General features: G+C 62.5%; 12 protein-coding genes. 6 read left to right on the top strand and 6 right to left on the bottom strand.

Going from position 1 to position 13,127, the window contains the following annotated elements:
* Positions 1 to 6 precede the first annotated feature (6 nt).
* From QYL91_RS11845 to QYL91_RS11830, 4 genes are read left to right on the top strand one after another with little or no spacing between them, the layout of a single operon-like run.
* Positions 7 to 900, top strand: coding sequence for a winged helix-turn-helix transcriptional regulator (locus QYL91_RS11845; RefSeq protein ID WP_302080708.1), 894 nt, complete (start codon positions 7 to 9; stop codon positions 898 to 900).
* On the top strand, positions 897 to 6,068 hold the full coding sequence (locus QYL91_RS11840) for a PAS domain S-box protein (RefSeq protein WP_302080707.1): 5,172 nt from the start codon (positions 897 to 899) through the stop codon (positions 6,066 to 6,068). The genes QYL91_RS11845 and QYL91_RS11840 overlap by 4 nt, the downstream gene beginning before the upstream one ends.
* Positions 6,061 to 6,513, top strand: coding sequence for a response regulator (locus QYL91_RS11835; RefSeq protein ID WP_302080706.1), 453 nt, complete (start codon positions 6,061 to 6,063; stop codon positions 6,511 to 6,513). Before QYL91_RS11840 ends, QYL91_RS11835 begins: the two co-directional genes overlap by 8 nt.
* Positions 6,506 to 7,588, top strand: coding sequence for a hybrid sensor histidine kinase/response regulator (locus tag QYL91_RS11830; protein ID WP_302080705.1), 1,083 nt, complete (start codon positions 6,506 to 6,508; stop codon positions 7,586 to 7,588). Before QYL91_RS11835 ends, QYL91_RS11830 begins: the two co-directional genes overlap by 8 nt.
* Here QYL91_RS11830 and asd read toward each other — a convergent pair.
* On the bottom strand, positions 7,585 to 8,622 hold the full coding sequence (asd, locus tag QYL91_RS11825) for an aspartate-semialdehyde dehydrogenase (protein WP_302080704.1): 1,038 nt from the start codon (positions 8,620 to 8,622) through the stop codon (positions 7,585 to 7,587). The genes QYL91_RS11830 and asd overlap by 4 nt on opposite strands.
* A gap of 140 nt (positions 8,623 to 8,762) precedes the next feature.
* Between asd and QYL91_RS11820 the strand changes: the two genes are divergently transcribed.
* Positions 8,763 to 9,011 (top strand): YgaP family membrane protein, encoded by a 249-nt coding sequence (locus tag QYL91_RS11820; protein ID WP_302080703.1) that lies wholly within the window; start codon positions 8,763 to 8,765, stop codon positions 9,009 to 9,011.
* A 4-nt stretch (positions 9,012 to 9,015) separates the two neighbouring features.
* On the opposite strand, the gene QYL91_RS11815 is transcribed toward QYL91_RS11820, so the two are convergent.
* The 5 genes from QYL91_RS11815 to cofD all read right to left on the bottom strand — a co-directional run bounded on the left by QYL91_RS11815 (position 9,016) and on the right by cofD (position 12,458).
* Positions 9,016 to 9,207 (bottom strand): 30S ribosomal protein S17e, encoded by a 192-nt coding sequence (locus tag QYL91_RS11815; RefSeq protein ID WP_302080702.1) that lies wholly within the window; start codon positions 9,205 to 9,207, stop codon positions 9,016 to 9,018.
* A 65-nt stretch (positions 9,208 to 9,272) separates the two neighbouring features.
* Positions 9,273 to 9,848, bottom strand: coding sequence for a DUF447 domain-containing protein (locus tag QYL91_RS11810; RefSeq protein ID WP_302080701.1), 576 nt, complete (start codon positions 9,846 to 9,848; stop codon positions 9,273 to 9,275).
* Positions 9,849 to 9,850: 2 nt separating this feature from the next.
* Positions 9,851 to 10,684 carry a triphosphoribosyl-dephospho-CoA synthase gene (locus tag QYL91_RS11805; RefSeq protein WP_302080700.1) on the bottom strand — a complete coding sequence of 278 codons (834 nt, stop codon included), beginning with the start codon at positions 10,682 to 10,684 and terminating at the stop codon, positions 9,851 to 9,853.
* Entirely contained in the window at positions 10,681 to 11,466 is a 786-nt protein-coding gene (locus QYL91_RS11800) for a tRNA-dihydrouridine synthase (RefSeq protein WP_302080699.1), read from the bottom strand. Before QYL91_RS11800 ends, QYL91_RS11805 begins: the two co-directional genes overlap by 4 nt.
* Complete coding sequence (cofD, locus tag QYL91_RS11795; protein WP_302080698.1) at positions 11,466 to 12,458, bottom strand: 2-phospho-L-lactate transferase; 993 nt, start codon at positions 12,456 to 12,458, stop codon at positions 11,466 to 11,468. The genes QYL91_RS11800 and cofD overlap by 1 nt, the downstream gene beginning before the upstream one ends.
* A 119-nt stretch (positions 12,459 to 12,577) precedes the next feature.
* Here cofD and QYL91_RS11790 point away from each other — a divergent pair, with 119 nt between their 5' ends.
* Entirely contained in the window at positions 12,578 to 13,126 is a 549-nt protein-coding gene (locus QYL91_RS11790; RefSeq protein WP_302080697.1) for a protein-tyrosine phosphatase family protein, read from the top strand.
* The last annotated feature ends 1 nt before the right edge of the window (position 13,127 follow it).

Below are 13,127 nucleotides of genomic sequence, written 5' to 3'. Positions count from 1 at the left end.
TAATTTATGTCTAACCGGCACTCACCCGACGAACCGAGTGCACCCGAGTATCTTCTCGATAGCGTGTCACTTCTCTCGAAGAAGTGGCATCCTGCGGTCGTCCGCTGCCTGGCAGATAGTGACGGACTTGGATACAGCGACATCGAGGACCGGCTTGACGGCGTCTCTGCGAAGGTGCTCACCGACGCACTGGAGGAACTCCAAGAGTACGAAATCATCGAGCGGGAGGAACTCAGCCAGAGCCCGTTGCGGGTCAATTACACGCTGACCGGACGGGGCAAAGAACTCGACGGGATAATCGACTCGCTTGCCGACTGGGGCGAAACCTACCTCAGGAACCCCGACACAGAACAGGTCGTCCTCGTTGCCGACGACGACGAGCGATTCCTGACAATGCACGAAGCCTGGCTGGAGGACGACTACACTGTTCGGACGGCAAGCGATGGCGAGGAAGCACTCGGGAGTCTCGACACCGACGTCGGTGTCGTCGTCCTCGACCGACGGATGCCCGGGCTCTCCGGCGAGCAAGTGCTCGACTGGATTCGGACACAGGGGTACGACATCCGCGTCGTCATGGTCACTGCCGAAGAACCGAACCTCGATGTCCTCGAGATAAACTTCGACGAGTATCTCACCAAACCCGTCCTCAAAGACGAACTCCGGGACGTCGTCGCCGACCTGTTCGAGCGTCGTGAGTACGGGTCACAGATACAGGAGTACCTCGCGCTCAGGTCGAAGCAGGCGCTACTCGAAGCCGAACGCTCGCCCCAGACGCTCGAGGAGAGCGAAGAGTACCAGCGGCTTCAGGAACGTATCGATGACCTCGATGCGACCAGCGAGGACATCGAAGCGGCCGACCCCGAAACGCTCGAACGAATCACCCTACAGAGACAGCAATGAGTACGGATACTGAGACACATTCATTACGAGACGAGTCAGCAACCAAGGCCTTACAGCGGGTCGACGAAGCGGTGTGTGCCCTCGACGACGAGTGGCAGTTCACTTTTGTCAACGACCAGGCCGCGGCAATGCTGGAGCACACGCCGGAGGAACTTCTCGGTGCGAATCTCTGGGAGACGGTCCCAGCCATCGAAGGCGAGCAAATCGGGGAAAAACTCCGACACGCGATGGAGACACAGCGCCCGGTCAGGTTTGACAGCTACGCCGACACAGCCGAGCGCTGGTTCAAAGTTCGCATCTATCCCACAGAGGGCGGTCTGACGGCGTGTTTCTACGATATTACGGACGAACGCGGCGACCAACTCGATTTACAGCGCAAGCGACGGCTGTTCGAAACAGTCTTCGACGAAACCGAAGATGCACTCGTGGTCGCCGACACTGACCGCCGGATAACGGAGTTCAATCCTGCCGCAGAACGGCTGTTCGGGTACGATGCCAGCGAAGTGGTCGGTGAGAAGGCAGAAATCCTCTATGCGGACCCCGACGACTACGAGAGACAGGGCGAGCAACGATTCAACGTCAACGCGCCAGAACGCGACGAGACGTACATCACGGAGTACGCTCGAGCCGACGGCACGACGTTCGAAGGCGAAACGCTGGGCACGTCGCTCAAAGGTCCCGACGGCAAGACCCTCGCCTTTCTCGGTTCGATTAGAGACATTAGCGCGCGTGTCGAATACCAACAGACGATAGAAGCCCGCAACGACACGCTCCGAACGTTCCACGAGATCTCGACCGACGAGGAGCGCGGCTTCGATGAACAGGTCGAAGCACTGCTCGAACTGGGGCGCACCCATTTTGGACTCGATGTGGGACTGCTGTCGAACCACCAGGGTCAGGAGTGTGCTGTCGAACACGTCAGCGCGTCCGACGGTACAATCGAGCAGGGCGACCGCTTCGCCGTCAGTGAGAATTACTGTGACCGCATCGCCGAGGAGGGCGAACTGTTCGCCGTCACTGGGCGTAGTGGTCAAGACGAACCCGACGGCCCCAACTTGCACGAACAGACCCCCACCTACATCGGCGCACCGGTCGTCGTCGAGGGCGAACTGTACGGAACGCTAAACTTCTCCGGGGAACAACCCCGCCAGAAGCCATTTTCCGAGAGCGAACGGACGCTCGTGCGCGTGTTCGCACAGTGGGTCGGGAAGGAACTGAGCCGACAGCGGAGCAGCGAGCGGGCGGCCGCGAATCGCGAGCGCTTGCGCCAGATCATCGATATGCTGCCACAGCTGGTGTTCGCAAAGGATAGAGACGGCGAGTTTCTGCTGGCCAACCAGGCGATTGCCGATGCCTACGGGACCACCGTCGAGGAACTCGAAGGGGCGACCGATGCTGACTTCGCCGAGTCCAAAGAGGAGGCAAAACAGTTCCGGGAAGACGACATCGCCGTTATCGACTCTGGGGAACCCAAGCAGATTCCCGAGGAGCCACTGACGACCGCCGATGGTGAGGAACTGGTGTTGCAGACGACGAAGATTCCATACGACCCCGTCGACCACGAAAAAGATGCAGTCCTCGGTGTCGCAACCGACATCACGAGCCTCAAAGAGCGCGACGCCGAAATCGAACTCCAGGCGGAGGCGATGGAGGCTTCGATGGACGGCATCGCCGTTCTCGACGACGGCGAGTACGTCTACATGAACCAATCGCACGCCGACATCTTTGGGTACGACCCCGAGGAACTCCTCGGGAGTGAGTGGCAACAGCTCTACGGAGAACAGGAAGTCGAGCGACTCGAAGAAGAGGTGTTCCCGGTACTTGCAGAAGACGGAGAGTGGCGGGGAGAGACGGTTGGACACACACGCGACGGAACCGCCGTCAACCAGGAAATAACACTCTCCCTGCTCGACGATGGGAAGCTCATCTGCACGAACCGGGATATTACCGAGCAAAAACGCCGTGAACAGGAACTGGAACGCCAGCGAACGCGACTCCGCGCCCTGTTCGACAAATCGCCCGACGGAATTGTCGTCCACGACGCCGAAGGGACCATCCTCGACGTGAACGAAACAGTAACCGAGACACTGGGGTACGGCCGTGAGACACTCCTCTCGATGAACGTCTCGGAGTTCGAGTCCGGAATCGACCGGGCAGAACTCAAAGCAGTGTGGAACCAACTCGAAGAGGGCGACACGCTCAAAATCGAGGGGGAACACGAGCGGAAAGACGGCGAGACCTTCCCCGTCGAGGTCTGGGTCAACAAGGTAGACGTCAACGGGTCAGAGCGTTTCATCGCCGTCGACCGTGACATTACCGACCGAAAGGCACGCGAAGCGGAACTCAAGCGAAGCCGTGATTTCATCGAGAAAGCACAGGAGAGTGCCTCCATCGGCGGCTGGGAAGTGGATTTGACCGCAGAGACGGTGACCTGGACCGACGAAGTGTATCGTATCCACGACCTTCCGACGGACGCTGATGTGAGTCTGGACGATGGATTCGAGTTCTACCATCCAAAGGACAGGGCAACGATACGGGACGCGTTCGATCGGTTGACGACTGACGGCGAGCCGTACGACCTCGAACTCCGGATTGTAACCGCTGACGACCGCGTTCGATGGGTCAGAGCGGTCGGGGACCCGCAGTTCGACGACGACGGGGCGGTCGTCGGTGTCCGGGGCATCTTCCAGGAGATTACCGAGCGCCGACAACGGGAACAGGAACTCCGCGATGTCAAAGAGCGACTCGACCTGGCTGTCGAAGGCGCGAAACTCGGCATCTGGGACTGGGATATGGACACAGACGCCGTCACGTTCAACGAACAGTGGGCAGCGATGCTCGGCTTCTCACTCGAGGAACTCGACGGCCATATCGACACGTGGGAACAGCGCGTGCATCCGGCTGACATGGAGCGTGTCGAACAAAAACTCGATGCACACATCGCCGGCGAGGCGGAGCTGTACGACTGCGAACACCGGATGCAGACCAAAGATGGCGACTGGAAGTGGATACGGGACGTCGGCAAAGTCGTCGAACGGGACAGCGAGGGCAATCCCTCGCGTGCCGTCGGGATACACCTCGACATCACAGACCAGAAGCAATCGGAACTGGCGCTCGAAGAGGAACGGGATATGTTCGCATCGGGGCCGGCAGTCGTGTTCAAATGGGAAACCGGCGAGGGCTGGCCGGTCGAGTACGTCTCCGAGAACGTCACCGAGACGTTCGGGTACACGCCCGAGCAACTCCAGTCTGGCGAGGTCCCATACACGGACCTCGTTCACGACGACGACATCGAGCGCGTCGCAAACGAAGTCGAGACACAGAGCGACGGAACGACCGACCGGTTCAGTCACGAGCCCTACCGGATGATTACTGCATCCGGCGAGACACGGTGGGTCACTGACAACACCAAGATTGTTCGGACCGACGGCGAGATTACGCACTATCTCGGCTATCTCATCGACATTACAGAGCAAAAGCGCCTCGAAGCCACACTCCGTGAGAGCGAGCGGTCGCTTCGCGAACTCACGGACATCGCCTCGGGGACCGAGAGAGAGTTCGACGAAAAGCTCGCGGCGCTGCTCGAACTCGGGACCGAACGGCTCGGACTTCCGTACGGGTTCCTGACCCGAATCGACGACGAGACACAGCGAGTGGTCCAGGCTGTCGGCTCTCACCCGCAACTCCAGACCGGAGCAGTGGCACCGAAATCCGAGTCGTACTGCCGAAAGACAATCCAACAGGACAGTGTCCTCGACATTCAGGACGCCGCTGCCGAGGGCTGGGACGGCGACCCGGCCTACGAACGGTTCGATCTCGGCTGTTACATCGGCGAAACTGTTGTCGTCGACGGCGACCAGTACGGGACGCTCTGTTTCGCAGACCAGGCGAGCCGAGACCACGCGTTCAGTGATACGGAACGTGCCTTCGTCGAATTGCTCGTCCAGTGGGTCAGCTACGAACTCACCAGCGACGCTTTCGAGACGAAGTTACAGGAGATGAACGACACGGCAAGACAGCTCATGGCGGCGCCATCGCGGGAAGAAATCGCCGCCATCACCGTCGAGAGCGCGAAGTCGGTTCTCGACATGCCTGAAAACGGCGTCTGGTGGTACGACGAATCGACCGATACGCTCGTTCCCGAGTGTATGACCGCCGAGGCCGACGCGCTCTTTTCCGAGCAACCGACCCTCGAGCAGGGGAACTCCCTGGCCTACGACGCATTCCAGGCCGGCGAAATCAGGGTGTACGATGACCTGGGAGAGACCGACGGCCTGTACGACGAGCAGACCGACCTCCAGGCCGAAGTCATCGTCCCGTTCGGAGAGTACGGTCTGCTAAGTGCTGGCTCGACGGATCAGCAGGCCTTTTCGGAGACGGACCAGAGTCTGCTTGAGGTGCTGTCGGCAACAGTCGAGGCAGCACTGGGCCGTGCCGAGCGGGAGTCGGTGCTGCGCGAGACCCAGCGGAAACTCAAACAGTCCAACGAGGAACTCGAGCAGTTCGCCTACGCAGCCTCTCACGACTTGCAGGAACCGCTCCGGACCGTATCGAGTTACCTCACGCTGCTGGAACGGCGGTACGGGGACGAACTCGACGACGACGCTACCGAGTTCATCGACTTCGCCGTCGACGGTGCCGACCGGATGCGCAAGATGATTCAGGCACTGCTGGCGTATTCGCGAGTCGACACGCGCGGTCAGTCGTTCGAGTCAGTCGATGTCCCGACGCTGTTTGAACGTGTCACCGACAATCTGAAACTGACCATCGAGGAAACGGATGCCACCGTCACGACGCCGACGGCCGACCTGTCTGTGACCGGTGACCCCAGCCAGCTCGTCCAGATGTTCCAGAATCTCGTCGAGAACGGCATCAAGTACAATACGGACACCCCGCGGGTCGACATCCGGGCCAGCCACGACGACGGGATGGTCACCTTCGAGGTAACCGACAACGGAATCGGCATGGAAGACGGCCAAACGGACGAGATATTCGAGGTGTTCCAGCGGCTCCACACCCGCGAAGAATTCGACGGGACGGGAATCGGCCTGTCCATCTGTCGGAAGGTCGTCGACCGACACGGCGGCCAGATTTCTGTCGAGTCTGCACCAGGTGAGGGCTCGACGTTCACCGTGACACTCCCTGGAGGAACTGATATAGATGACTGACCAAACGGCAGACGTCTCGCTCCCTCGTGTGTTCGTTATCGAGGACAACCCTGCGGACATCCGGCTGCTGAGAGAAGGCGTCGACACAGCAGACGCCGACCTCGACCTCGAAGTTATCAGCAACGGACAGCAGGCAGTCGAACAGCTCACGACACTCGGTGCCGACTCGCCGAACGATCAGCCAGATTTGATATTGCTGGACCTGAATCTTCCAGGCAAGTCGGGCTTCGAAGTACTCGCGACGGTGCGCAACGAGACGGCATTTCAGACCGTCCCCGTGGTCATCGTTTCGAGTTCCGAGAACCGCGAAGACATCAAACGCGCCTACGAATCGTCAGCAAATGCCTACGTAACCAAGCCACCAGACCCCGACGAGTACATTCGGATGGTCGCCGCCGCAGTCGAGTTCTGGACACGGCACGTCACCCACCCAACCAATGAATAACACAGCACTCTCCGAAATCCTCCTGATCGAGGACAACCCAGCAGACGCCCGCCTCATCGAAGAATACATCACCGAACGGTCCTGGCCGAACATCGACAGGACTGCGCCAGCAATCGAACAGGCCGACCGCCTCGATAGCGCCATCGAGATATTCGACGAACAGATCGACATCGTCTTGCTCGACCTCGGCTTGCCGGACAGTTCCGGACTGGAGACACTCGACCGGATGCTCGAAATCGGCGAACTGGTACCGGTCGTGGTCCTGACCGGCCTCGACGACGAACAGGTCGGCGTCGAAGCCGTCGAACACGGCGCGCAGGACTATCTCGTCAAAGACGACATTACCCCGCGACTGCTCCAGCAGACACTCCGCTATGCGAGCCAGCGGGAACAACAGCAACAGAAATTACGGCAACGGAACGCGGAGTTGGCTCTGTTGAACCAGGTGGTTCGCCACGACATCCGAAACGACGTGGCTGTCATTCTTGGCTGGGGGGACTCACTCAAAGACCACGTCGACGAGACGGGTGCTGACCACCTCGACCGGATGTTGGAGGCCGGCGAGCACATCACCAGCATCACTGAGACGGTCGGCGATTTCCTCGCGGTCCTCGAGGACAACAGCGACCCGGAGTTACACGCTATCACCCTCTCGAGCGTGCTCACGAACGAACTCGAGAAGGCCCGGTCGGCACACGAGCATGCAACAATCGAGCTCACTGGTGACCTTCCGAGCGGCCTCGAAGTCGCCGCGACGGAACTCCTTTCGTCGGTGTTTCGGAATCTCCTGAACAACGCGGTGGCACACAACGATAAACCGGACCCCGAAATCGTCGTTCACGTCGAAGAACACGAGGCGACCGTTTCGGTCGAAGTTGCCGACAACGGCCCGGGTATCCCCGATAGCCAGAAACGCGAGGTGTTCGGCCGCGGCGAAATGGGGCTGGCGAGTTCCGGGTCTGGAATCGGGCTCTATCTCGTCGACACGCTCGTCGACATGTACGATGGGGAGGTGGTCCTCGAAGACAACGAGCCGGACGGGAGTGTGTTTACCGTGACGCTGAACAAGTACTAGATGTAGCCTTTCTCGAGGAGGAGTTCGCCGTTGAGAATCGACGCCCCCGCAGCGCCGCGCATCGTGTTGTGGGCAAGGCAGTTGAACTGGAGGCCACCGTCGGTCGACTGGACACCGCCCGTGGCGATTGCCATGCCGTTCTCTTTGTCGCGGTCCAGGCGCGGCTGTGGCCGGTCGGGCTCCTCGTAGACGTGGACCAACTGGTCCGGCGAGGAGTGGAGGTCCATCGTCGGGTACGATTCGAGTGCCTCGATGGCGGCATCGACGGTGGCGTCCTCGGCCGTGTCGGTCCAGACGTTTTCGAGGTGGCCGTCGAGCGTCGGAATCCGGTTACAGGAGGCATCGACGCGGGCGTCGTGCCACTGGACTTCTGCGCCGTCGAACTCCCCGAGCAGTTTCCGGGATTCGGTCTCCATCTTCTTTTCCTCGCCGCCGATGTGCGGGATGGCGTTGTCGATAATCTCCATCGACGTGACACCGGAGTAGCCCGCACCCGAGACAGCCTGCAGCGTCGAGACGGTAATTCGGTCCAGGCCAAAGGCGTCGTCGAGCGCCGCGAGCGGCGGAACCATCGTAATCGTCGAGCAGTTGGGGTTCTTGACGAGTGCGCCGTCCCAGCCGCGCTCGTCGCGCTGGACTTCGAGGAGGTCGATGTGGTCGCCGTTGACCTCCGGGATGGTAAGTGGGACGTCGTCGTCTGCCCGCGCGTTCGAGGAGTTCGAGGAGACCACGTAGCCGGCCTCACAGAAGCCAGGTTCGACGCGCTCGCCCACGCTCGATGGCAGCGACGAGAAGATGATGTCGAGGTCGTCGGGAACGTCGTCGGGGGACGTCTCCCGGACGGTCATCTCAGCGACGCTTTCCGGAATCGGGATGTTGATGCGCCACTTGGCGGCCTCGCGGTAGGTTTTGCCCGCACTGTCGCCGCTCGCGGTCAGGGCGGTGATTTCGAACTCTGGGTGTGGTTCGAGGAGCTGAATCAGTCGCTGTCCAACGGCACCTGTCGCACCGAGAATTCCTGCTTGTACTGTCATAGACGGTGGTAGGGCGAGGCCCGGTCAAAACTGTTTGGAAACAACTCGCACTGTTGCACTCGGCGCGCAGTCGTCTCGAACGGTCGAACGCCCACAGCACGCCGCGAAACCGGTTTTTGTGCGGAATCCCAATGCGTGGTATGGCGTCGTTGAATCCCGTCCCCGAACAGATGCGCAACGTCGGCGGCTACGACCGACTGGCCCGAGTCCTGCTTGGCGTGGTGCTGTTCGCTATCGCTGTCGGTGCAGCGGTGACAGACCGGCAGTTATTCGCCGTATTCGGCATGATTGCCAGCGCCGGCCTTCTCCTCAACGCCGCCACGCAGTTCTGTGGTGTCAACGCGGTGCTGGGGCTGGACACCTGTGCGTACGAGGCGGAGAACGACTAGAAAATCAGGCTTCGACGGTACTGCCCTGCTTGTGGGTGACATAGCCCGCGATGCGGTTCCGTACACCCTTCGATTCGATGTTGGTCAGTTCATCGACCAGGTCCTTGTTGTGCTCGAAGTCCGTCGAGAAGGCCTTCGGGTATCGTTCCATCAGCAGTCGTCCGGTCTTTTTGACGTAGGCGGGTTTGATGGCCATCGTTGCACGCACGTAGCCGAGGGCACCTCTAAAAAGGTTCGATAGTCCGCGGCGACGGCGAGGACCTACCAGCCGTCGGTCAACGCCCGTACTCGCTGGATTGCGGCCCGCTCGCGTTCCCCACCGGCACGCTCGACGACGCGCTCGAAGTAGTCCAGCCGCCTTCGGAGAGTGTCGGTGTCGTACGCGTCGACGTCGAGTCGCGAGGCGGCGACCGTTGCCTCGATGACGGCCGCATGGCCGCGGTTCGTTGTCGGGACAACTTCTTCCTCGATGCCGCTGTCGGCTGGGGTCAGATTCCAGTCGGTCCACATCGTCCCACCGTCCTCGCCCGTTGCTACGGCCTCGACGCGAACCTCGACCCAGGCGTCGGCGCTGTCGAGAATCGGCTCGTCTTCCTCGCGGACGGCGAGTGCGGCATCCACGAAATCGAGTGGGTCCCGGGTGAACTGGACGTAGCCACTGGCCCGTTCTCGGAAATTCCGCCAGGTTCGCGTCCGTCCCCAGGTTCGGGCGCGAGCGGGGCCGGCGGTCTCCAGCCTCTTCACACCGAGTGCGGCCACGTTCCAGCGGTCGTTCGGCCCGAGCGTCGTCACGACGGTTTCGACCACGCCGTCGCGGTCGACTGGCCACTCGGCCACGGTCAGACCTCCAGCCCCCGCTCTAGGGCGACAAAGAGCGCGCCGGCGACGATGTCGGCCGTGGTTCCCGGGTTGATTCCTCGCTCGACCAGGTCGTCGGCGAAGGTGTCGACGTCTTCTTCCCCGTCACGGACTGCCTGGGCTCGCTGGCGGACTTTCTCGGCCGTTTCGCGGTCGTGTTTGGTCACGACAAACGTATCTACCTCGTCGGCCAGCAAGTCGAGATACGCCCTCGCCGCACGGTCGGTGACCGGTCCCGTCCCGTCGAGCATGGCCGCTGCCGCCTCGAACGTCCGGGGGTAGCCGTTGACCAGCTCCGCGGCGACGCCGTCTCGGTCTGCGCTGCGTTCCATCAGGTCTTCGAGCGTAATCTCCTGCGCCCGGAGCGTCGGGACTGCGTCGGCACCTCGTCGCACGTCGAGCGGTTCCATCCCGTCCGGTGGGTCATCGACGGCCACGTCGACGTACTCGAAGGCCTCGTAGAACTTCGCGGCGTCTTCGACGGTGGTCTCTTCGAGAATCGTCCGCGTCCCCGCAGGCGTGAGCTCGTCAGCGACAGCAGCACGCACCAGGGGCGTCACCACGAGCAGCGCGCCAAACTGGGTATTCCCACCCGACTGCTGGCTCATGCCGGCAACGGCCCGCCGGAACGCTTCGCCGACTGCCGTGCCGTCCGCGGCGAGTTGGAGGCCCTCGCGAGCACACACCGCGCCCGTCACGAAGTGCTCGAATCGCAGGTCGTCGTACTCCCGGTGTCGGTCGACGTTGCCGGGCTTTGGCGTCCCCGACACCTCCAGGAGTAGTGCAAGCTCTCCGTTCTCCGTCGTCGTTCTCACGAGTGCCCCTCTTGTTTCTGTGAGCGCGCTGGCCGTCCGCTCGATTCGGTTCGTTCGAGATACGCCGTCGTCGCCGCTTCGACCCTGGCCACCACTGCCGGGTCGTCGCTCGGTCGGCCGACGCTGACCGCGTCCGCGCCGTAATCGAGATACTCACGCACCGACCGTTCGTCACGGACGCCGTTGTTGGCGATGACGAACGCGCGTGTCGCCTCGACAACGTCTCCGACCACCGACTCCGAGTCCATCGCGTCGACGTGAATCACGTCCGCGCCAGCGTCCTCGGCCGCCGCTGCAACCTCGGACAGGTCGACGCCCGACACTTCGGTCCGGAGTTTGACGCTGACTGTCGCACCCGCCCCGGCAGCGGCACGGACCTGTTCACAGAGTCGGTCGGGGTCTGCGAGCAACAACTGGCCGGCACCGGTGGCACACATCTCGTCTTGCCGGCAGTGGGCGTTGATTTCGAGGATAGCTTCGTGGTCGGCACAGACTGCTGCGGCGTCCCGGAGTGGGCCCAGCGTGGTCGTTCTGACGTTGAACCCGGCGCGTATCGGCACGTCCTCGAGCGCGGAGAGTTGCTCGTCGACGAAGGAGACGGGGTCGGCCGGCAGAAACTCGGTCCGGTCGCGCTCGACCAGCAGCCGGGCCGCCTCGCGAGTGGGGCCGTCGAGTGCGATACCACCGAGGAAGGCCGCGCCAGCGTGCTCAGCCGCCTGTGTTGCCCATGCAGCGTCGGCTTCGCCGCTCAGACTCGCCAGCGCGACGCGCGGCTCGAACATCAGGATACCACCTCCAGAGCCTCGTCTGTAGCGCGTGCGACCCGCTCGGCGTCCGCCTCGTCGTCCATCGTCGTGTCGGTCCGTACGACCGGACGGTCGAGGTCGGTCCCGTCCTCTGTATCCAGGACGAACGCGTCCGCGAACGGGTAGGCGTCGGCGACACCGGCCGTCAAGGGGTCCAGCCCGACGGCCTCCATCAACGTCGCGGCCGGCCCCGAAAACACCTGGTCCTCGACGAACGGCGAGACAGCGACGACAGGCGTCTCGGCGAGTGCCTGTTCGATGCCGTCGACGGCCAGCATCGGGCCGATACTCGTCACCGGGTTCGACGGACCGAGGACGACCGGCTCTGAGAGTGCGGTCCGGACCGCGTCCGTGGCGGCCGCAGCGTCGCTCCCGCGAAACTCCACGTCCTCGACGGTCGGCTCGCCGTCGTGTGCGACCCAGAACTCCTGGAAGTGCATCGGCCCCTCCGGCGTGTGGACCAGCGTCGCGACCGGGTCGTCGCTCATCGGTAGCAGGTCCACGTCGAGGTCGAATGCATCAGCGAGCGTCTTGGTTACGTCGGTCAGCGTCTCACCCTCGTCGATGAGTCCGGTTCGTGTGACGTGGACGGCCCGGTCGCGGTCGCCGATGTGCATAAACTCCGCGACGCCAGAGAAGCGCCGCCAGCGGGCTATCTCGCGGCCGCTCGTCTGTGCCTCAGCGGGGAGATAACGGGGGCCACCGTCGAGTCCCGCGCAGTCGGCAAGTGCGAGCAGTTCGTCGTGTGTCTCGGCCGTGTCGCCGGCGATGCCCCACCACAGCTCCCGGTCGAGGACGTCGCCGCCGAGAAAGAGGACCGTATCGAGGTCCGGACAGACCAGCACGCCGCCGAGTTCGACGTCGTCACCCGTGTTTGCGACGACCGTCGTCTCTTCGGAGGGAAAGACAGCGTCGGCCCCGGCGACGAGTTTCGGCGTGCCCGTCCCGCCGGACAGGAACGTCACCATACACACCGTACGGGAACCCGGTCTGATAAACCATCGTCTCGGAGCCAGTGTCAGTGATAGTTTCAAATGTGAGAACCGCGCCTATACACTGAAGTTCGTCGGCCGTTTCTCTCATCTCGATGAGGACTTCCGGCCCGATGGTAGCGGACGCCTATCGGTTTGCCCCTGCAGCAGCGGACGAGGCGGTCGTCTACGGCGCGTGCGCTCCGGGCTGGCACACGGCTGCCGACCACGATGTTGCTATCGACGAGTGGCTCGCGTTCATGCACGACGCGGGCATCGAACGCGTCTGCTGTCTCCTGACTGGCCGCCAACTCGATGCAAGCGACGCGAACGTCGGCCGCTACGAGGACGCCTTCGGCCCGCAACGCGTCCTGCATGCGCCGGTTCCAGACCATCATCTGCTCTCGCCCGACACACTCCAGACGGAGGTGTTGCCGTTCCTCAGAGATGCCGACGCGGCCGACGAGCCCGTTGTCGTGCACTGTCTGGCCGGCATCGGTCGCACCGGGCAGGTTCTGGCCGCCTGGCTTGTCGCCGCCCGGGAGTACACGCCACAGCGGGCAATCGAGACAGTCCAGGAGCTGGGCCGGGACCCGTTGGAGTCTGTCGACCATGGCAACGCGACGAAAGGCGACGTGTTGGCCCTCCTTGGCAGCCTCGACTGAC

Source organism: Salinibaculum rarum (genome assembly GCF_030505615.1).
GTDB classification, from domain to species: domain Archaea; phylum Halobacteriota; class Halobacteria; order Halobacteriales; family Haloarculaceae; genus Salinibaculum; species Salinibaculum rarum.
The sequence above is the reverse complement of the archived record's forward strand: the minus strand, read 5'-3'. Positions and strand labels throughout refer to the sequence as shown.